18 protein-coding genes are annotated in these 20,441 nt (G+C 62.0%); 2 read left to right on the top strand and 16 right to left on the bottom strand.

Annotated elements, in window-relative coordinates; genetic code table 11:
* Positions 1–11: 11 nt before the first annotated feature.
* Positions 12–956, top strand: a complete 945-nt coding sequence (locus DMR_RS22885) for an IS110 family transposase (protein WP_173362472.1) — start codon at positions 12–14, stop codon at positions 954–956.
* A gap of 388 nt (positions 957–1,344) precedes the next feature.
* Here DMR_RS22885 and DMR_RS03280 read toward each other — a convergent pair whose 3' ends face one another.
* The 11 genes from DMR_RS03280 to DMR_RS03230 form a co-directional block, all read right to left on the bottom strand.
* The gene (locus tag DMR_RS03280) at positions 1,345–2,190 is read right to left on the bottom strand and encodes a polysaccharide deacetylase family protein (protein WP_012750256.1); all 846 of its coding nucleotides are present in this window, start codon (positions 2,188–2,190) and stop codon (positions 1,345–1,347) included.
* Positions 2,191–2,265: 75 nt separating this feature from the next.
* Positions 2,266–3,408, bottom strand: coding sequence for a lytic murein transglycosylase (locus tag DMR_RS03275; RefSeq protein ID WP_012750255.1), 1,143 nt, complete (start codon positions 3,406–3,408; stop codon positions 2,266–2,268).
* 12 nt (positions 3,409–3,420) lie between these two features.
* Positions 3,421–4,374: a nucleoside recognition domain-containing protein gene (locus tag DMR_RS03270; RefSeq protein WP_012750254.1), complete on the bottom strand. Its 954-nt coding sequence runs from the start codon at positions 4,372–4,374 to the stop codon at positions 3,421–3,423.
* A 115-nt stretch (positions 4,375–4,489) separates the two neighbouring features.
* On the bottom strand, positions 4,490–4,975 hold the full coding sequence (locus DMR_RS03265; protein WP_043599963.1) for a hypothetical protein: 486 nt from the start codon (positions 4,973–4,975) through the stop codon (positions 4,490–4,492).
* Positions 4,976–5,071: 96 nt separating this feature from the next.
* On the bottom strand, positions 5,072–5,416 hold the full coding sequence (locus tag DMR_RS03260; RefSeq protein WP_012750252.1) for a carboxymuconolactone decarboxylase family protein: 345 nt from the start codon (positions 5,414–5,416) through the stop codon (positions 5,072–5,074).
* Positions 5,417–5,603: 187 nt separating this feature from the next.
* Complete coding sequence (locus DMR_RS03255) at positions 5,604–6,155, bottom strand: lytic transglycosylase domain-containing protein (RefSeq protein WP_012750251.1); 552 nt, start codon at positions 6,153–6,155, stop codon at positions 5,604–5,606.
* A 41-nt stretch (positions 6,156–6,196) separates the two neighbouring features.
* Entirely contained in the window at positions 6,197–7,597 is a 1,401-nt protein-coding gene (locus tag DMR_RS03250) for a hypothetical protein (RefSeq protein WP_012750250.1), read from the bottom strand.
* A gap of 159 nt (positions 7,598–7,756) precedes the next feature.
* Complete coding sequence (locus DMR_RS03245) at positions 7,757–9,325, bottom strand: hypothetical protein (RefSeq protein ID WP_012750249.1); 1,569 nt, start codon at positions 9,323–9,325, stop codon at positions 7,757–7,759.
* 17 nt (positions 9,326–9,342) lie between these two features.
* Positions 9,343–9,843 carry a type II secretion system protein gene (locus DMR_RS03240; RefSeq protein WP_043599959.1) on the bottom strand — a complete coding sequence of 167 codons (501 nt, stop codon included), beginning with the start codon at positions 9,841–9,843 and terminating at the stop codon, positions 9,343–9,345.
* Positions 9,840–10,259, bottom strand: a complete 420-nt coding sequence (locus DMR_RS03235) for a type II secretion system protein (RefSeq protein WP_043599956.1) — start codon at positions 10,257–10,259, stop codon at positions 9,840–9,842. The genes DMR_RS03240 and DMR_RS03235 overlap by 4 nt, the downstream gene beginning before the upstream one ends.
* An 8-nt stretch (positions 10,260–10,267) precedes the next feature.
* Entirely contained in the window at positions 10,268–10,843 is a 576-nt protein-coding gene (locus DMR_RS03230; protein WP_012750247.1) for a prepilin-type N-terminal cleavage/methylation domain-containing protein, read from the bottom strand.
* Between the two features lie 79 nt (positions 10,844–10,922).
* Between DMR_RS03230 and DMR_RS03225 the strand changes: the two genes are divergently transcribed.
* A complete protein-coding gene (locus DMR_RS03225; protein WP_012750246.1) occupies positions 10,923–13,136 on the top strand; it encodes a tetratricopeptide repeat protein in 2,214 nt (737 codons plus the stop codon).
* A gap of 205 nt (positions 13,137–13,341) precedes the next feature.
* Here DMR_RS03225 and DMR_RS03220 read toward each other — a convergent pair whose 3' ends face one another.
* From DMR_RS03220 to DMR_RS03200, 5 genes are all read right to left on the bottom strand, one after another.
* Complete coding sequence (locus tag DMR_RS03220; protein ID WP_012750245.1) at positions 13,342–13,749, bottom strand: pilin; 408 nt, start codon at positions 13,747–13,749, stop codon at positions 13,342–13,344.
* Positions 13,750–13,941: 192 nt separating this feature from the next.
* A complete protein-coding gene (locus DMR_RS03215; RefSeq protein WP_232502869.1) occupies positions 13,942–15,267 on the bottom strand; it encodes a sigma-54 interaction domain-containing protein in 1,326 nt (441 codons plus the stop codon).
* A gap of 25 nt (positions 15,268–15,292) precedes the next feature.
* A complete protein-coding gene (locus tag DMR_RS03210) occupies positions 15,293–16,522 on the bottom strand; it encodes a type II secretion system F family protein (RefSeq protein ID WP_012750243.1) in 1,230 nt (409 codons plus the stop codon).
* A 207-nt stretch (positions 16,523–16,729) separates the two neighbouring features.
* Positions 16,730–18,439, bottom strand: coding sequence for a GspE/PulE family protein (locus DMR_RS03205; protein ID WP_012750242.1), 1,710 nt, complete (start codon positions 18,437–18,439; stop codon positions 16,730–16,732).
* Positions 18,440–18,470: 31 nt separating this feature from the next.
* Positions 18,471–20,429 carry an ExeA family protein gene (locus DMR_RS03200; RefSeq protein ID WP_012750241.1) on the bottom strand — a complete coding sequence of 653 codons (1,959 nt, stop codon included), beginning with the start codon at positions 20,427–20,429 and terminating at the stop codon, positions 18,471–18,473.
* Between the last annotated feature and the right edge of the window lie 12 nt (positions 20,430–20,441).

Below are 20,441 nucleotides of genomic sequence, written 5' to 3'. Positions count from 1 at the left end.
GAGGAATGTACATGGCTGCTGACTGTTTCATCGGAATTGATGTCTCTAAGGAAACTCTTGATGTCCACACGCTTCCTGACGGAAATGACTTTCAATTTGTTAACGACCCCGATGGTATAAAAGCTATCTGCAGGAAATTTTCAAAATTTCGTCCAAAGCTTATTATCATCGAGGCGACTGGCGGCCTTCAAATTCCTGTTGCCACGGCATTGAGTCTCAAGAAATTCCCCGTTGTAGTCATCAATCCCCGCCAGGCTCGGGATTTTGCGCGAGCTAAAGGACGGCTGGCTAAAACAGACAAGATTGACGCTGAGATTCTTGCTCTTTTTGGCAAGCAGATGGAGCCTGAAGTACGCCCTCTGAAGGACGAGCAAGCGCAAGAAATGAGTTCGCTAATGTCCAGGCGCAACCAACTCATTCGAATGCTTGTCATGGAAAAAAATCGTTTTACTCGTGCTTATGGCTCGGTAAGAGCAGATATAGAGAAGAATATTGACTGGCTTGAGGAACGATTGTCTGAGATCGACACGCATCTTGGCACAGTAGTACGAGCGAGTCCGATTTGGCGTGAGCGAGACAATTTGCTCCGGAGCGTCCCTGGAGTCGGAGATGTCCTATCAAGGTCGCTCCTTTCCAATCTGCCTGAGCTTGGAACGTTGAATCGTCGGGAGATCGCTGCTCTTGTTGGGGTTGCCCCTTTGAATTGTGACAGCGGAAAGCGTCGAGGAAAACGTCGTGTATGGGGAGGTCGAAGTGATGTTCGATCTGTATTATATATGGCTGTCTTGTCAGCTAAAAAATACAATCCCGTCATACGTGATTTTTACAATCGCCTCAAGGAAGCCGGCAAACCACATAAAGTCGCCGCAGTTGCTTCGATGCGAAAGTTGATAACGATTTTGAATGCAATGGTGCGATCCGGGCAACCGTGGGGACAGTACGCACACGCGGCGTAGATCCCTGATTATCGGTTGACTCAGAACACCGTTGCTCCGGCGGCCGGGAGGGGCTAAGCCCCTCCCGGACCCTCCCTGACAGGGGGTAAAGGGGGCTGGAGTTGCCGAGTTGGGGGGGTGGCAAAGGGGACAAGAAAACCAGTTGATGGGCCTAGCCGCCTGGCCGCCAGGCCGGGAGCGACGCTCCCAAGGGCCTCGGGCGGCCTTGAAGCGCAATGCGACGCCCGCCAGACGCCGCAAAACAAAAAAGTTTCAAAAATAGTTGCGCGCCCCGAAAATGCCGGACGGCCGCCCCACGAAACGTGGAATGCGGCCGTCCGGTTCGCTTTTTTGGCGAAGGAAGTAAAAAGTGTGGTTCTCTGACGCGTTGCGCGCTGGCCGACCTGCCCTACTCCACGGCTCGTGGACTGGGGTCGGCCGGGGCGGCGCTGGCCAGGGTGGGGTCGGGGCCGGGAGCAGGCGCGGCGGCGGCCGGAGCCGGGGTCGCCTTGGCCTTGGCCATCAGCACGGCATGGTTGCGCAGCACCGAAGCCAACACATTGACCGAAAGCCTGTTGGCGGCGATGCGCGGAATGGCCGTGACCTTGGTGGTGGCCGAAACCGGACTGTCGCCGGTGACGAACAGATATTCGTAGCCGGCCTCGCGCAGGGCCCGGGTGTAGGATTCGCTGACCGCGCCGTACGGATAGGCGAAATACTTGGTGTCAAAACCCAACACCTGGCGGAACCGCTCGCGGCTTTTGCGCACGTCCTCGCGGGCGAACTCCTCGCTCTTGGCCAGCTTGGGCGAATGGCTAAACGAGTGGTCGGCGAAAACGACCTTGGGATAGGCCCGTAACTTGTCGATGTCCGCCTGGGACAGCGTGACCTTGCAATACGGATTGGCCGTGTAGGCCATGGGCAGAAACACGACAAAGGGCAGATTGCGGCGCTTTAAGACCTCGAAGGCGGCCATGACCGTGGCCCAGCCGTCGTCAATGGCGATGACCACCGCGCCGTCCGGGGGATTTTTCCCGGCCGCGATGGTGGCGACCAGTTCATCGACGCCGATGACCTTGTTGCCGTTTTTTTCCAGGAAATCCAGCTGGGCCTCAAAGGCCGGCAGCGAGATGGACATGGAGGAGCGCACGCCGAAACTGTGGTAGACGAGAATGGTGGCGGCCCGGGCCGGCAAGGCGTCGAGAAAAAGGCCGATGACCGCAAAAACGGCGCAGCACAAGGCTTTGGCGCGCATAGGCACCCCCGATCAGACGGCCCGGCGGACGCGCAATCCGCCGACCCCACGCCGGCGGCGCGAGGCGGGGCCGCATTATGGTTTGGTCGTACCAGAGCCGGACGCGTCACGCAAACGTCTTGCCGCGTCCATGATCGTGTTCACGTAAACCTGGCTGTGGTTGTAGCCGTAAAACACCTTGCGCATGGCCTCCTCGGACATGGGTTCCCGCCAGCCCATGGCCCGCAGGATGTTGCCCAGGCTGGCCACGGCGTCGTCGGGATCAAAGAGATCAGCCTTGCCGTCGCCGTTGCCGTCCACGGCGTACTTGAGGGCATTGGACGGCATGAACTGGCAGATGCCGATGGCCCCGTAGATGGACCCGGGGATGGACAGCGGATCAATGCCCTGGGCGTCGGCGTAGCGCAACAGCGCCCGCAGCTCGCCGTAGGCCCATTCGCCTTTCTCCGTGGCCTTGGCCTTGATCCAGGCCAGGCGGTCCGGGGCCGGCTTTTCGTAGGCAAAAGCCCGGGGCAAGCGCGAGACGTCCTCGCCGGCAACCAGGCTGGCCAGATTGACCACCGCCACCTCGTCGCCGAGATAGCGCCCCACCCGCGTCTCCACGGCCAACAGCGCCACCATGTACTCTTCGGGCACGCCGAACCGCTCCCGGGCCCGGGCCAGGGCGGCCCGGTTGCGCTGGTAGAATTCCCGGGCCTCGGCCAGCCGCTCGGGCGTGAGCACGATGTCGTGGACCTCGGCCTTGGGAAACTGGGGGAAGGCCAGGTCGGCCGGGGCGTGCTTGGGCGAGGCGCTCAGTTCGGCCAGGAGCGTTTCCGTGGCCGTGCCGAGCTGGGGCAGGCCCTCGGCGGCCTGATAGGCCTTGATGGACCAGCGGGTCATGCGGTCGAGCTTGCCGTCGGCCGGCCCGGGATACCAGCCCAGGGCGGCAAGGCGCGTCTGGATGTCGGCCACAAGCCGCAGGCCGTACTTGCGCATGTACAGGGCCGTCAGCTTGTCGGACATGGCCTTGGGAGAAAAGGCCATCTCGGCCCGGGAAAACAGCCGGCGGACTTTCGCCTCGGGCAGACCATCGGCGGCCAGACGGGAAACCAGCGCCTCAAAGGCCGGGTCCACGGTGGAGGCGGCCACCGCCCCGCCAAGGGCCAGCGCCGCCGCTCCCAGGCCCACGGCCAGGGCCAGCCAGGCGAGATATCGCCCCATCGCCGGTTTCGTCATGGCCACCGCGCCTCAGGCCAGCCGGGGCCGGGCCAAACCGGCCGTCAGACGAGAAAGCGCCGCCACCACCAGCAGCGAAAAGAGCAGCCGTCCGACAAAGGTGCCCCACATGGTGGCCCCGATGAGGTACATTAAAAGCGTGTCCTCAATGATGGCGTGGGACAGGCTCATGAGGCTGATGGCCGGAAACACGTCGCGCCGGTCCACCTTGCCCTTGTGGACGTCGTGCATGATGAGCCCGCCGCCGTAGGCCAGGCCCATGACCAGGCCGATGACCGTGATGGTGGCCGCGCCGCCGCCGATGCCCATGAGCTTTAAAAAGGGCATGAGCGCCGCCTCGAAAAGGCGGGTGACGCCCAGGGCGTCAAGGGCCCGCATGAGCCCGACCAGACAGGCGATGACCACGTAGATCATGCCGAGGTTTTTGACTTCGCCAACGGCCCAGGTGACGAGGCTGCCATCATCGGCGGCCGGGGTGAAAAGCAGCGGCGCGGGGGCGGTGAAAAGCCCAAAGGCGCTGAAAACGGCGTTGAGGAGCATGCCGCAGGCCATGGCGCAGACAAGGCGCAGCCCGGCCTGCCCCCAGAAGCCCACGCCGCAGCGCTTGGCGATGGCCCCCTCGACAAAGAGGTTGTGGGCGATGAGCATCATGGTGGCGATGACCGTGGCCTGGGCGATGGTCAGCGGCGACATGTCCGGCACCAGGGCGGCGTGGACGGCCAGGGCGGCGTAAAGATTGTTGGCAATGGCCGTGGCCCAGGTCAGCCCGCATTCCGGCGGCAGCCCGACCAGGCTCATCAGCGGAGCCAGCGGCTTGGCCAGATAGGTGATCCAGCCGAGTTCCTTGAGGATTTTGACGCCTATCAGGATCGGCACCATGACCTTGAACAGGTCCAGGCAGATCTTGGCGGCGTCAAGGGCAATGGTGCGCGCGGCGCGCGGCAGGGAGGAAAGCGCGATGTCCATGAAGCAAACGTCCTGCTGCAGCTCGTGTCGTCTCCCCGAAAAGGCCTTTCGCGGACAACACGCTCAAATTATAAATTTTCCTGAAAAAATACTCGCGTACATCCAGGGCGCGACCTTAGGGCAGCACCTTGCCGCCCCGGGCCATGTCGACGTAGGCGGCGTAAGCGGCCTCGGTCATGATGCCCGAGCCGACGTAGACGGCGTGCCAATCTTCGGTGGAAAGGCTCGTGCCTTCCATGGCCGTCTGGAGCTGGATGTCGTAGACCATGATGGTGAGGTAGTCCCGGGCGGCCTGATTGCCGGCCTTGGCCTGGGCCAGGGCGACTTCGGTGGTGGCGGCGGCGTTGTGGCCGGCGGCCCAGGGCGCGACGTAGACGGTCCGGGCCAGCCGGACGTAGTCGTCACGGGTTTCGGCCCGGGGAGCCTTGGCCTTGGCTCCGGCCACGGCGGCGCGCACCATGGACACGTTGTCGACGTTCAAAGGCATGGCTGCCGAAGCCTTGGCCATGTCTTCGGCCTTGCCCTGGCCGAAGCCGGCGCAACCGCCAAGGGACAGGGAAAGGATGAGCATAAGGGCGGCAAACACCGAGTGGGCCTTCATTCTCGCCTCCGAATGTGAAGGCCGAGACAAAACCATGTTCCGGTCCGTTTGTCCATGGCGGCGGCCCGCCGCAGCGGGCCGCCGCCGGGGCTGCGCCTATTTTTTTGAGAACGTGTCGTAGGCTTCGAGGATGCGCGACGAATAGACGAAGGCCGCGCCGGTGTTGAGGGTGATGGCCACGGCCAGGGCTTCGAGGAGTTCCTCGCGGGACGCGCCGGCCTCGGCGGCGGCCTTGGCGTGCACGGCGATGCAGGTGTCGCAGCGGGTCGTGGCGGCCACGGCCAGACTGATGAGCTCACGCGTCTTGAGGTCCAAAGCGCCATGGGCGCTGCCGGCGCCGTCCAGGGCTTTATATCCGTCCATGATGCCGGGATTGCCCTTGGCCAGCGCGCCAAGCGCCTTGACGGCCTCGCCCAGGGATTCCTGCCAATTCACAACCATTACAGCCTCCTGAAGTTTGCCGCCGAGGCGGCGTTGCCGGCGGCGCGGACCCCTCCGCTACCGGATGCTTCCTTGGTGGCCGAGTTCGGGCCGCCGGTCAAGGGCGCGGCGGCGGCGCGCACTCTCCCTGGGGCGAGGCGCTTTGTCTGGCAGGATGCAAGCCGCCGCGCGGTTGTCGCCTTGGGCGCTACCGCGCGCCGCGCCGGGCCAGGACCTTCTCCACGTAGGCCTGGGTCTCGGGAATGTCCGGCACGGTTCCGCCCTTTTTGACCCGCCCGGGGCCGGCGTTGTAGGCGGCCAGGGCCAGGCGTACGTCGCCGTAGGCGTCCATCAGGGCGCGCATGTAGCGGATGCCGGCTTCCAGGTTGTTCGCGCCGTCAAAGGCGTCGGCCAGCCCCAGATCGCGCCCGGTCCCGGGCATGATCTGCATGAGTCCGGCCGCGCCCTTAGGCGACACGGCGCGCACGGCAAAGCCCGACTCCACCTCCACCATGGCCCGCACCAGCTCGGGGTCCAGGCCGTGGCGGCGGCAGTAGTAACGGATGAACGGATAGATCTTGGACTGGTCCGTGCCGGCCGGCAGGCGCATGTAGTCAAAGGGCTGAAACTTGTCGTCGAGCTTGCGGTTGCTCAGGTGGATCGCACCCTTGGCGTCGCGATACTGATAGATGGCGTCGCCGGCCCGGGCCTGGCCGGACAGACAGCACAGCAGCAGCAACGCGGCAAACAGGACTGGCATGGGCCGATTGTGCGCACTCTGGCGGCGTTTGGCAACCCGCGTCAGCGCCGGAAGTCCAGGGAAAAATCGTAGACCGCCACCGTCTGGACCGCGCCGCCCGTGCCTTCGGTCCAGCCGAATCGAATGACGTCCAGGCCGGTGTTGTATCGGCCGGCAAGGGTCGTGGTGTGGTCCAGAAGCGGCGATTCGGCGGCATAATCGGCGGTGACGTCGTCTCGGCCGGAAGCCTTGGGATCGACCCACACCTTGACGCGGTACGTGCCGCTGGCCGCGCCCTCGCCAGTGCGATGCAGCTCCAGGCGCAGGGCATGGGCTTCGCCATCCTCCAGCCAGTTGGGGCCGGAAGCGGCCTTGGCCTTGGCGACGTAGCCGGTCGAGCCCGCGGTCGGGTTATCGCCGACACCGTGGGCATTGTCGTCGTAGCTGGCGTTTCGCCCAAAATCGTCGCCCCAGTAGACCACGGCGACATGGTTTTCGTTTCCAGCATCATGGCGGTTGCCGGTTTCGGTCTCTTTGCCATTCCCCTTGTTGGGGTAGGTGTCCACCTCGACGGCCAGTTTTGGCGGGGCAATGCCTGTGCCCGAGGGGCCGGGTCCGGCGTAGCCGAGCAGTTCGCCCAAGGACCCTGAAGCCGGGCCGCCGGAAGCTGTCGCCGCATTGTTGCCGGCGGATATGACGGCAAAGGTGTAGCCGTCAGCGCAGGACGTGGAATCGACGGAACCGTCATAGCAGGAAAATGTGAAGCGGAAAAAGGCGCGCAGCCCTTTGCCCAAGGTGCAAGCGCCGTCCCTGCAAGCGCCGCTTTGGCAAGGGGTCGCCGAACAGGCGCCGTAATCGCCGCCATACCAGATGGCGCCGTTGGTGTCGGTGGCATTGCCCCCCAGCCGCACCCAGCCGCCGGCATAGCGATTGGCGTTGGCGGTCCACAGCGTGGCCCACTCCGCTTCAGACCAGCCGCTTTGGGCGTCGGGCATGTCCTTGTCAAAGACCAGGACGGCGTATTTGGAATTGGCGGTTTTGCCGAAAACCGGCAGAATGAAGTCTTTGATGTCGTCGTCGAAGGTGATGGGCTTGGTGGATTGGCGTTTGGCGGTCAGGCGGCAATTGGCGTTATCGGCAGTGCGTCCCAGGCTGGTGACAGTGTAAAAGCCCTGGGCGTCTGGCCCGGACTGGGCAAGGGTAAACGTGCCGCCGGTTAAGGAGTAGGTGCCTGTTTTCCCGGCTGACCAGAAATTCAGGCCGGACAGCGCAAGGTAATAGGCGCGAATGTCTTGAACGCCGGCAAGGGAGGTGGAAAGCGTGCTGGAATAGAACTTGGCGACGGAGGCAGACAGGGCGGCGAGGAGCGTTATGGCGAGGATGACATAAAGAAGGGAGCCGCCGGTTTCAGGATACTGACCAGCACGTGTCCGAAAAATATGTCCAGGGGCTTGAAACGCCAAGCTGCATCACCCCAGGCGGCTTGGCTCACCAGATCACAAATACGACAGGAAAGCCGCCTTATTTCCGATGCAGCACTCTACATAATTTATCGTATTTCGCAATATAATACATTTGCCGCTACATAGAATAGCCTATCTCATCAATATACACACCTCTATTTATCTAAAAGACATACTTATGTTTCGAAATTCTATTTGCTGGGCAGCCACGCCCGACCCGCTAGTAAAGCCCCAGAGAAAGTTTGAAAAAGCCGTTGCTTCGCTTGTGGTGAACGTCATACTGTCAGAGACCGTCACACCGGTCAGATTTTGCGATGATGCTATATTGGCATAACTGAAATCCGTTTTAGTATCGCTTAGCGTTCCTGTATGATTTGCCGTGGTTGTTCCATAGACTTCATTGACGCAGCTTGTATTCAAGTCATTGCCTTTACACGTGCCGACAAAGCTTTTGATCGTGGCCGTCGCGCCGGACTTAAGCACGTCCATTCTTAAAAAATACGTCCGCCCGACGACGAAATCGTCGATGTATTGCATCTGGCTGTTGGGACTATTCGGCGCGTTGTCCTCTGACCCATGTCTTACATCTGTATAGCGTTTGACGTTACCCTTGAAGCCGTCCCCCGGGCCGGGGCATGTCTTCCGCAGATAGGCGGTGTCGTCCCCCCAATACATGATGCCCACGTGGTGTTTTTTGGAACCATAGGTCAAATCGTTCATAAAAGCATTATCGTCAGTGCAACTGGCTTTCTTCGCCGAGGGGTTCCACTTGCTGTCGTCCGACTTGTTTGTATAGGTATCTATTTCAACGGCAAACTTTGGAGGATTCAAACCCTTAGCATAACCGCTCTTGTCAACATATTCGAGTATCGTTGAAGCAAATCCGCCATCGTTGGAATTATAGACGCGAGAATCCCCGGCATATCCCAGCAAGCCGCCTTCCGCAGAGTCGCCTCCTGACGACAAATAATTATTCTGAGAGCCATTTAAAATAGCTACAGTGAAACCATCGCCAACAGTCGTCAAAAATTTAAACGTCAAGAACATGCGTATTCCCTTGCCAAATGAACTGACGCCATCAACGCTGTAGCCGGTATTGGTGCCGGCAAACCACACATTCCCGAAACCGTAATAATAGTCTTTTCCGACAACAATATTTCGAGTGATGATGTCGCCCGTATCCGTCCCTGTGGGATAGGTGCGCTTGTCATCAGCAGCATAGGCGGCATAATTGGGCCGATTGGAAGGGTTGACGAAGTTATAGCTGCCAAGATTCGGAGGAGTTTCTGGAGGTGTCGGCGGCACCCAGGAATAGGTCTTTGTGGTTTTCAAAATACAATTTGTCTGCTTTGAAGAACCTGAAGTGAGCATAATCCCGCGAGATTGAATATTATAATCTGTCCCACTACCCTTTGTTATTGCCAGTTCAAATTGCTGCCCGGCATTAATAGTGTATGTCCCGTTAAGACTTAACAAATTCCAACCTGAAGCTTCGGGATCATTCATTGCCGACGTTATTCTTGCGGCCACATAGTTTATCCCGGAAATAGCGGCGTAATAGGCATCATCAATCCTATTCTCCTGAACTTCCGTCCCTGTTCCGGCCCCTTGCAACCGTGACATTGCCGCGCCAATGACGCTCATCACGACAATCGCGCCGATCACCACGAACAGCACACTGCCGCGAAGCTTGACGTCGCGACCAAGCGGACCTTTGCGAAAAACCATGCCTCCCTCCTCGATACCTACAGGTTCTTGAGGGTGAATTGAGAACTTAACATCTGCGACTTGGAACCAACCGTGATCGTCAGCTTCGTCGTGACATAGCTGAGGTTGGCAACGCCAGTAGCTGAATCATCCTTCTGCATTAAGAAGGCCGAAACATTTTCGCACAAAGGGACGCTATTCAAGCTCAATATTTTGGTCGAAGAATCGTAGGAGACGACATTATCCACTCCGGCCGAGCCATCCAGCGAGGTAAATTTATAGGGTGTCGAGTAGGCCGTAGCTGCGCTGGTATCCAGCACAAACGGCTTGGCCGTCGCTGTCGTGTCGATGGTCGTCACCTCGGTAAAGAGGCGATTCATGGCGATTTGCCCTTGCTGGATCGCCACATCAACGTCTTTGATGGACGAATAGAGTCGGATGAATCGAACATACCCAACAGACGCAAACGCGCCGAGGATGCCCAGGATCACAAGGACGCAGATGATTTCAACAAGGGAAAATCCGTGATTATTTTTCATGATCTTACAGTGCCAGAGGTGAAAAGCATGGACAAAGTTTCTCCTGTACCGGAATTTTTTAGCGTTAGAAGATAATAATTCCCACTTGTCAGCGTCGTATCCACAGTGAATGTTGTCCCGGAAATCGTGCAAAACCCAGTCTTCGTAGAATCAATGACAAACCCCGTCGTCAAATCATTCGCTTGGACGGCGTTCTTAAAATCTGCAAATTTTTGCGTTGAGTCTGCCTGCCACCGAGCAATGGCTTTCTCCATAGTTGACTGCAACGTCACTTCATTGCTCAAATTCTGCAAGGCCGTCGCATTCCCCTTGATCGCGCCGGAGAGCATCGGCCCGGCCAGGGACGCGAGCAGTCCGGCCAGGACCAGGGCAATGACAATCTCAATAAGCGTAAAACCGTCCTTGGCTCGACGCATGGACAACCTCATTGGGCAAAGCCCGTTTTGGCGTATATCGTCATGGATTTTCCGGTATCGCCGGTGAACGTCACGGTCACGTTAGTGCCCAGAACCGCCAAAGGGGCGGTCTTCAAGTACTCCGTGCCGGCCGAAGTGTTCGAACCGCCGGACGCGGCCAGACGACCGCGATAGTCGAAAATGATCTCGCTTTTGCCGCCATTGCTGACGGCGTTGCTCACCGACATGGTCACGCCGCTGGCCAAAACCCGCGTGTTCGCGCCCACGCCCGGCAGGATCGGATTCGTTTTGAGATCGGGATTGTTGGTGAAAAGCGAGTAGGAAAGGCCGTCAGCGGCGATGCTGAGGCCCCAGGTGGAGATGTCGCCCATGGCGCGCTGCTGGGCATAGCGCAGGCTGGCCTTGAAAACGTCAGCCTCGGTGGCGGCCGTGATGTTGTTCGTCGAGTATTTGCTGATGGCGACGGCGGATAAGATGCCAAGCAGCAGCAAAACGACAATAATTTCGATCAGGGTGAACCCACGCTGGTTCGCGGACCGACTCCTTCGAGCCGGCCGTTTCAGGCCAACGCTTTGACAAATCATGCTTTCTCCGCCATGCTGCAAGATGCCTCGGACAACAATTCCAGCAAACTTAACTGAGCTATAACCATTTCCGGGTCCTATGCAAATTGAAAAGAATCCGCTCTGGCGGGCCGGGAAACACCCGCTCCTCTGGGGCTGCCTGCTGCTGACCGCCGTCACCGTCCTCAACAACTGGCCCATGGCCTCCTTCGGCTTCGCCTGGGACGACCACGGCTATGTGATCCGCAACTATGCCATACAAGATCCCGTCTCGCTCAAAACCATCCTGTGGTGCCTGACCGCCTTTGCCGAAGCCAACTGGCACCCCATGACCTGGCTGGCGCTGCACCTGCAATTCCAGTTTTTCGGCCTCAATCCCGGCGGCTACCACGTCACCAATCTGCTCCTGCACATCGCCAACACGCTGCTGCTCTACGCCCTGCTCTACCGCACCACCCGCGCCGTGGGCAAAAGCCTGTTCGTGGCCGCGCTTTTTTCCGTACATCCCCTGCACATCGAATCCGTTGCCTGGATTTCCGAAATAAAAGACGTGCTGAGCACCTTCTTCTTTCTGCTCACGCTTCATGCCTACGCCAGTTACGCCCGTCGCCCGGAGCTGTGGCGCTATGGCCTTGTCGGCCTGCTGCTGGCCCTGGGTCTCGCCTCCAAGCCCATGCTGGTCACCGCGCCGTTCGTCATGCTGCTGCTCGACTACTGGCCCCTTGGCCGCTGGACCGGCGGCCCGGAGGCGGCTTTCCCGGGCGCGGCCGGCCCGCGCTTCCCGAACCGCCGGCTTATCCTGGAGAAACTGCCGTTTTTCGCCATGGTCGCCGTGGTCTGCGTCCTGACCTTCCTGGCCCAACGAGAAGGGGGGGCGGTGGTGCATCTGGGCGCCATCTCCCTTGCCCTGCGCCTGGGCAACGTGGCCAATTCCTACGTCCTGTATCTCTGGCGGATGCTGTGGCCGTGGCCACTGTCCTTTTTCTACCCCTACACCCCGGTGCCGCCCTGGCGCATCGTCCTGTGCTTGTGCGGCCTGGTCGCCCTGAGCCTTGTGGCCTGGCGCAACAGACGCCGCGCCCCCTATGTCCTGTGCGGCTGGCTCTGGTATCTTGGAACCCTGGTCCCGGTCATCGGCCTCGTGCAGGTCGGCTCCCAGGCCATGGCCGACCGCTATACCTACATCCCTTCCATAGGCGTGTTCGTCGCCGCGGCCTGGCTCCTGGACGCCCTGCGCACGCGTCTGCGCGTCAGCGTCCTGTTGCCGGCGGCGCTGGCCGGCGCGACCATTTTCATGGCCATGTCCGCCAGCCTGGATTATTTGCTCAAATGGATCAATGAAGAAGAACTGTACCAGCACGGATTGAACATTTATCCCGATAATGCCATCGCGCTCAACAATTACGGCATTTATCTCGTCGAGAGGCAAAAAAACGACAGGGCGTTGCAACACTTCAAAAAGGAAATGGAAATCAACCCCCAGGCCGCGCGGGGCCTGATCAATCTGGGCAGCCTGGCCTTATTGGAAAGAAAATACCCCGAAGCGCTCCAGCATCTGGTCGCAGCCCTGCGAGTAAACCCCAAAAACGGGATGATCTATTACTTATTGGGGCAAGTTTTTTTAAAGATTCATGACTATACCGTGGCGGAAGCGCTTTTCCGCCACGCCTTGCACTCCAAACAAAGCGTCTCGCGAGCCGCGGCGGCCTTGGCCGATCTCTATGTCACGCAGGGACGCCATGACGAGGCCCTGGACGTCGCCGCAGCCTTCCTGCCGAATCTCTACGACAAAGACCCGCCAAAAGCCCTGCTCCTGTGGAACGCCAGCCGGGCGCACCGGCTCAAGGGCGACACTGCAAAGGCGCGAGAAGTCGCCGCCGAGGCGCTCAGGCTTCAACCCGTCTTTCCCAACGCCTCTCGGGAGCTGGCGCTCCTGGCCCTTGGCGACGGAGCACTGGACGCTGCCGTCAGCCTGCTCAAGGAGTCGCACCAACAAACGCCCTGGGAACCCGAAAACTGGGCCTTGCTCGGCCAGCTTTACCTCCGCCAGGGAAAATACAGCCGGGCTTACGAGCAATTTCGCCGCGCCCTGACCCGCAGCCAGGAACTGCACGCCACAACGGAAACCGAGATCCACCTGGCCCTGGCCGCCCTGCTGCAACGCTTCGGCCGTCCGGACATCGCCGCCCTCCACGTCGCCCGGGCCCACGATCTGCGCATCCTGTGCAGCCCGAAGGACGCTCCGGCATTTCGCAGCCGCTTGGAAGAAGCCGCCCCGGCGGTTTCCCCGCCCATCCAGGGCTCGCCCCAGTAAGCGCCCGGGCCAAGCCGCCCCAGGAGCCGCCGCCCCGGGCAAGTCCCACCGCCCGGACCCCAAGACCGGGCTGGAGAGCCAGGTGCGCGGGCTGCCCCCGGCGTCGGGAGCCTGTTGGCCGCCAAGGTCCATCCGACGTTCCGGGCATTCAAAACAAGGATGCCCCGCGCAAACACCGTTGCGCGGGGCATCCGACGCGTCGCATCTATTCCAGAGTGAACTTGTAGGTCATGATCGATGCCGAACCGGACACGTTGCTCCACCAAGCCGCCGGACCGGTCCCGGTGACCGCGCCAGTAACATAGGCCGTCACCACGCCACCGGTGGCATTATAGGAACCAATGAAATCCGTCACGTTTCCAGACCGTGAGTTGGAAAAGTTGCTGGCGTTGCTGCCCGGGTTTGACATCATGAAGGAATGATAGTCGTTGGTGGCCATGGTCACGACGGCCGGCAGCGCGCCCATGGCGGTTTTGATCTGCGCCTGTTTCTGCAGATCGTTATATTTGGGGATGGCCACGGCGGCCAGGATGCCGAGAATGACCAGCACGGCGATGATTTCAATAAGCGTGAAGCCCTGTTCGCCGTGCCGCAATGTCCTTGCCTTTTCCATCTGTCTCCTCCTGTTGTTTCGCCTTGCGGCGCTTTCAGCCAAGCACAAACCATGCCCAGTTCCGATTCGTCAGCCAATGGCCAGCATTCGAAACGATCCAGGCCCGGAAAATCGTTGTCGGGCCTATCTTCCACGGTCCTATACTCCAAAAAATGATGCCTTGCCCTACAAAATTTGAAGGCCGGCAGTCCCTCAGCCGCCCTGGCCGCGGAAAGGCCCGACAGCGATGCCAAGCTTTTTGACCCGATGCCACAGGCTGCGCTCTTTAATCCCCAAAAGCGCCGCCGCCCTGGACTGGACGCCGCCAGTACGCGACAAGGCCGCTTCAATGAGCGTTCGTTCATAGGCGGCCAGACGACTGTCCAGGTCCGCCGCCTCGTCGCCAGCCGTGGCCTCGGCCGGCCCCTGGCCGGAAAGCCCTGGCAAATGGCGCGGCGCGATTTCGTCCCCGCCGGCCAGCACCGTGGCTCGTTCCAGCACGTTTTTGAGTTCCCGCACATTGCCAGGCCAGTCGTGGGCCAACAGCCGCTGCAGGGCCTCGACGGAAAGCCGCGCGCCAGGGCGAAAACCTTCCAGAAAACGGCCGGCCAGGAGGGGAATGTCCTCCCGGCGGTCCCGAAGCGGCGGCAGGCGCACCGGGAAAACGTTCAGGCGATGATAAAGATCTTCCCGAAACCGTCCCTGGCGGATCATTTCCGGCAGGTCGCGGTGGGTGGCCGCCACCACCCGGACGTCCAGGCGCAAGGGCTTGCCGCCACCCACCCGCTCGAACTGGCGCGATTCAATGGCGCGCAAAATCTTGGCCTGGGTTTCCGGCGGCATATCGCCGATCTCGTCAAGAAACAGCGTCCCTTGGGCGGCTTTTTCGAATTTGCCGATCTTGCGCGCCACCGCACCGGTAAAGGCGCCCCGCTCATGGCCGAAAAGCTCGCTTTCCAGCAATCCCTCGGGAATGGCCGCGCAGTTGACCGCCACGAACGGCCCCTTGGCCCGGCCGCTTTTTTCGTGAAGGCTTAAGGCCGCCAACTCCTTGCCGACGCCGGATTCACCCAGCAGCAGCACCGTGGCATCCGTGGCCGCAACCTTGAGCAGCTGCGAGAAAACCGCCCGCATGGCCCGGCTCTCGCCCACCATGTTCGGGAAAAGCGCCCGGGCGTCCATGGCGCTTAAAAGCTCCACAACCTGGTCGAAAACCCCCTCAAGCCGGTCCAGCTCGTCACGCGAACGCGCCGCCGGAGCCGGCGTCTGGGCCAGGACGTCTATCTGGCGGGTTGAATGCAAAAACCGCCGGATGGGCCGGCGCACCCACAGGAGCAGCCCGGTGGCCGCCAGATAGACCGCGCCGCCGGACAGGAGACTGAGGATTTCGGCATGTCGCCACCAGAAAAGCCCCGGCCACAAGGAACCGGCCGTCAGGATGGGCAAAGCGGCCACCCCGCCCAGGATGCCGGGCACCAAAATGAGCAGGCTGCCCCCGACAAGGGGCGAATCCCTTTTGCGCGGAGAGTCCTGTTCCATGGGCTTTGGCGCGGCCACCGGCCCCTCACATCTTGGTTTGCGCCTGGGTCAGATCCCACATGGGCATGAAGATGGCCAGGGCGAAAAACCCGACCACGCCGGCCAGTCCCACGATGAGCACCGGCCCCAGGGCGTCGGACAGGCGCTTGACGGCAAAAGCCACCTCGGCGTCGTAGTGCTCGCTTATGGCCGAAAGCATTTCGTCAAGGTTGCCGGATTCCTCGCCCACGGCCACCATGGTCACCACCATGGGCGTAAAATATTTGGCCCGGGACAACGGCCCGGCCAAGCCCTGGCCGGACTTGATCATCTCCTGGATGCGGCGGAATTCCTTGGCAATGGCCGCGTTGCCGATGGTGCCGACCAGGATGTCGATGGTGGTCAGCACCGGCACGCCGCTGGCCTGCAGGATGGAAAAAATGGCGGCGAACCGCGACATGGCCGCCTTGCGCAACAGCATCCCGACGATGGGGATGTGCAGAAAAAAGGCGTCCCGGGTCACCTTACCGTTTTCCGTGCGAAACCACAAATAAAGCACAATCAAGACACTCAGAAAAATGCTAAGCGTGATGTACCAATATTCTCCGACAACGGTGTGCATCTGCATGGCCATGCGGGTTGGCCAGGGCAACTCGATCTTGGCGTTGGCGAAGATACCGGCAAAGGTCGGTACCACGAACTTGAGCAGAAAGAAAAACGCGCCGACCAGCGCGATGACGACCGTGATGGGATATTGCAGGGCGGACTTGATGTCCGTGCGTACCTGATGTTCGTGGGAAATAATGTAGGTCAGCCGCTCCAGCACCGCCGGCAGCGCGCCGGCCGATTCGCCGGCCCGCACCATGCTGATGTAGAGTTCGTTAAAAACGCCCTTCTGGGCGGCCATGGCCGCCGAGATCGACGAACCCTTTTTCACCTGATCCGACATGCGGGAACATACCCGACGCAGCTTGGGGTTTTCCGACTGCTGCTCCAGCACCCGCAGGATCTCGAGCATGGACAGGCCGGCCCCGAGCATGGTGCGCAGCTGTTTGGTGAAAAGGATCATCTCCTGGGCGCTGATGCGCGTCAGCGCGTCTTCCAAGGACTCGCCAAAGCCGCCGCTCGCCGCCGCCGCCACGCCCTTGCGCACGGCCACGGGGATGTAGCCCATGCCCAGAAGCCGGGTACGCACCGCGTCGGCAGTCTCGGCCTCAAGGACGCCCTTGATCGGATTGCCGGCCTCGTTGATGGCTTCGTAGGCGAATTGCGGCACCGTCGTCTCCTCAAGTCCCGGGCGCTGTCCGATCCGGCTTGAAAGCCCGGGACGGCTGGCGGTATTTCTTTTTGTGCGACAAATGCACGCCGGCCGTCAAGACGGGATTACCGGGCCCGTTCAAGCAACAAGCCTGGCCCACGGACGCGGACCACCATCGCGGCATGGCGAGCTTCCTCGGCAAGACAGTGCGAGGTGGCGGCAGCACTAGACGAGCACGGCCGAAGAGGCTTCCTCGAAAGTGGTCTTGCCTTCCAGTATCTTCAAGCGCGCGTCGTCCTGCAAAAGCTTGAGCCGTCCCGAATCCGCCGCGAAACGGGTAATCTCCCGGGAAGTGGCCCGGCGCGCCACCATTTCCTGGATTTCCTCGTCCATGACCAGGATCTCGAACAGTCCAAGACGCCCCCTGAAGCCCGAGTCGCCGCACATGAAACAGCCCCGGCCGCGCATGAAGACCGAACCGGCCGTGTCCTCAAGGTTCCAGAAACGCAGCACTTCCGGGCGCGGGGTATAGGGTTCGGCACAGTTGGGGCACACCCGGCGCACCAGACGCTGGGCGATGGAGACCATGAGGGTGGAGGAAACGAGAAACGGCTCGATGCCCATGTCCATGAGCCGCATGACCGCGCCGGCGGCGTCGTTGGTGTGGACAGTGGAGAGCACCTTGTGGCCGGTGAGCGCGGCCTGGGTGGCGATGGCTGCCGTTTCGGCGTCGCGGATTTCGCCCACAAGCACCACGTCCGGGTCCTGGCGCAGGGTGGAGCGCAGGGCGCTGGCGAAGGTCATGCCGGCCTTGCGGTTGAGCTGCACCTGGCGCACGCCTTCCATGCGGTATTCGACCGGGTCTTCCAGGGTGATGATGTTGATGTCGGGCCGGCTTATTTCGCGAAGCAAGGCAAAAAGCGTGGTGGACTTGCCCGAGCCGGTGGGGCCGGTGGACAGGAACATGCCGTAGGGCTTGTCCACGACCAGCTTGATCTTGGCCAGGTCGTCGGCGGAAAGACCGAGGTCGTGCAGGAAAAGCCCGCCGCCGCTCATGTCGAGCAGGCGCAACACGAGGTTTTCGCCATAGATGGTCGGCAGCGTGGAGACGCGGATGTTGATCTCCTTGCGGTCGATGGCCACGGAGAACCGGCCGTCCTGCGGGATGCGGCTGACGGCGATGTCGAGGTTGCCCAGGATTTTGATACGCGAAATGATGGGCAGGATCATGGGCTTGGGCGGCGAGGGCACGGCCTTGAGCTTGCCGTCGATGCGCATGCGAATCTGCACCTGGTCGCGCTCGGGGCTGATGTGCACGTCGCTAGCTCCTTCGCGCACGGCCTGGGACAGCAGCGAATTGACAAAGCGCACCACCGGCGCTTCCCCGGCCCGGTCCTCCAGGGAACTGAGCTGCATTTCGTCGCTGACCGCGACCGAGGGCGTTTCCTCGCCGTCGCGCATGGATTCGATGCTGTCGAGCACGCCCTCGCTGCCAAGGCCCATGCCGTAGACGGCGCTGGTCAGGTAGCCAAGCTCGCGCTCGGTGCAGATCACCGGCTCGATCTCGCAGTTTTTGTAGATCTCGATGTCTTCAATGGTGGTGATGTCCAAGGGATCGGGCATGGCCACGCGGATGAGGTTGCCGGCCTTGGACAGGGGCACGAGCTTGGAGCGCAGGGCCATCTCGGCCGGCAAGAGTTCGGCGAGGTCGGAGGTGACCGGGTAGCGCTCGGGCGTGTACTTGGCCAGCCCCATCTGGCGGCTGATGAGATCGACGATGTCGGCTTCCTTGACGGTGCCCTCGCGCACGAGCTGTTGCCCCAGACGCAGGCCGCTGCGTTTGCCGGCGGCCAAAGCCTGGCGCAACTGGTCCTCGGTGACAAGCCCGGCGGCAACGAGCATCTCGCCCAGGCGCAAACGTCTTCTTGGCTCCATGATCCGTGTATCCGTATGGTTATGGGCGCGATTAGGGCCGGGCGGCCTCGGAGACGACCATGCGCTGCTTGGTGTCCTGGCTGCCGCCGGCCGGTCCGGCCATCTTGGGGCCGCCCCGTAACCCCGGCCAGGGGCCGAGGTCCGTGAAGGCCACGGCGTCCGGGCCGTAACCGGAGACGATGGAGGCCCGGGAAGCCAGTTCGCGCGGCAGTTCGGCCAGGGCGGCCTCGGCCGAGGCCCGGTCGCCAAACAGGGAGCCGAGCACGATGTCGTAGCGCAGCCCGGTTGCCGGAGCATAGGTGCAATACAGGGAAAGGTTCATGTCGGCCCCGGCATGGCGGCCAAGATAGGCAAAGCCCTCGTCGAGGCTGGCCACGGCGGCCACCTTGACCAGACATTGCCCCGCTTCCAGGGGAGCGGCCGGAATGGCCGGGAAAACCAGGGTGTCGCCGGCGCGCACCCGGTCGAAATTGACCCCCGGATTGGCCTTGGCCAGCCTGGCCATGACGGCCCGGCCGCCGTTGCCGTAAAGCCGCGCGGCCTGGCGGGTGACGGCCCAGCCCGAACGGACCACGGACTGGCCCAGGGTCTCGGGCGCGGCAGGGGCGACGGCGCTGGTCTTGACCGCGGCGGCCGTGGCCGGCGCGGCGGTTTCCAGGGCCACGGCGCGGCCGATGCGTGTGGTCTCGGCCGCGGCCGGCTCGGCCGGCAGGGCGGCGGCGGACAAGGCCAGGGACGCGCCAAGCCCTTCCAACGCCGTCGGATTGGCCGGCGGCGCATGGACCACCGAAGCGGCCCGGGGAGCCAAGGGGGCGCTCACGGCCGGCACGGCCGCGACGTCGGCGGCCGGACTGGCCGGACTCTCGGGACGGGCCGGAACCTGAGGCTCGGTGGAAACGACGCCGGCCAGTTCGGGCGCGTAGAGGGCCTGGGCCTGCGGGGCCGAAGGCGAGGACGGGGCGGCAGGCGGCGTCGGCGCGGCCAACAGGGCGTCCAGGCGGCTTACGGCATCCTGGGCCAAGCGGGACAGATCGGGCAAAGCGGGCAAGCCAGGCAGGCCAGGAGCAGCCAGGGACAACACCAGGACCAGGCCGGCGCAGGCCGCGCCGGCGACAGCCAGGCGGGGCGCTCGGGGCCATCGGGGCAGCCGGGACAGCAGGGATCGACCGCCGGCCGCCTCGCGCTCGGCCCGGCCCACCAGCCACCAGCTGACCCGGGCTTTGCCGAAGCCCACGGCTAAAAGCATGGACAGATGGCACAACCGCACGATCTTGCGCGGATGCCCGCCGGTACGGCGATGGATGCGGCGCAGGGCAGCCGGAGTGAACACGCCGGGCGTTTCCCCATCGGGAGCGCAACGAGCCAGGCGCGTCTCGATCATGCGCGCCGTCTCGGCGCGGTTCAAGCATTCCAGGCGGTAGCGGTAATTGACCCGATCATCGAGGTTGGGCCGGGCGGCAAGGGTCTCCTCAAATTCGGACTGGGCGAAGATGACGATCTGCAGAAGCTTATGCGTGGCCGTCTCGAAGTTGAGCAGTTCGCGCAACAGCTCCAGGCAGTCGGGGGTGATCTTTTGGCCTTCGTCGATAATTAGGGCCACGGTGCGCCCCTGCTCGCCGCTGCGCCGGGCCAGCTCGGCCTTGACCACTTCCTTGAGTATCATGGGATCGCGCCACATGGACGCGGCGTCGAGGCCGAAAAGCGTGAGGATCGAAAGCAGCAAGTCGGTGGTGGAGGCACAGGCCGGATCGTCCAGGAGATAGGCCTCGATGTCGCCGTCGGCCCCAAGGACACGCGTCAGTTCCCTGGCCAGGGTGGTCTTGCCCGCGCCCACGGCCCCGAGCACCACATTAAGCCCCCGGCGAAGCCGCACGCCGATCTCCATGTGCTGCAGGCACTCCAGATGCGTCCGTGACCGGTAGAGCATGTCGGGATCGGGGGAATTGGAAAAAGGTTCCCGCGTCAGTCCCATCGCCAGATAGTAGCTCATGGCCTTCTCCTC

Source organism: Solidesulfovibrio magneticus RS-1 (genome assembly GCF_000010665.1).
GTDB lineage: Bacteria > Desulfobacterota > Desulfovibrionia > Desulfovibrionales > Desulfovibrionaceae > Solidesulfovibrio > Solidesulfovibrio magneticus.
Note: the sequence above shows the minus strand (reverse complement) of the source record. Positions and strands in the feature narration are given on the sequence as shown.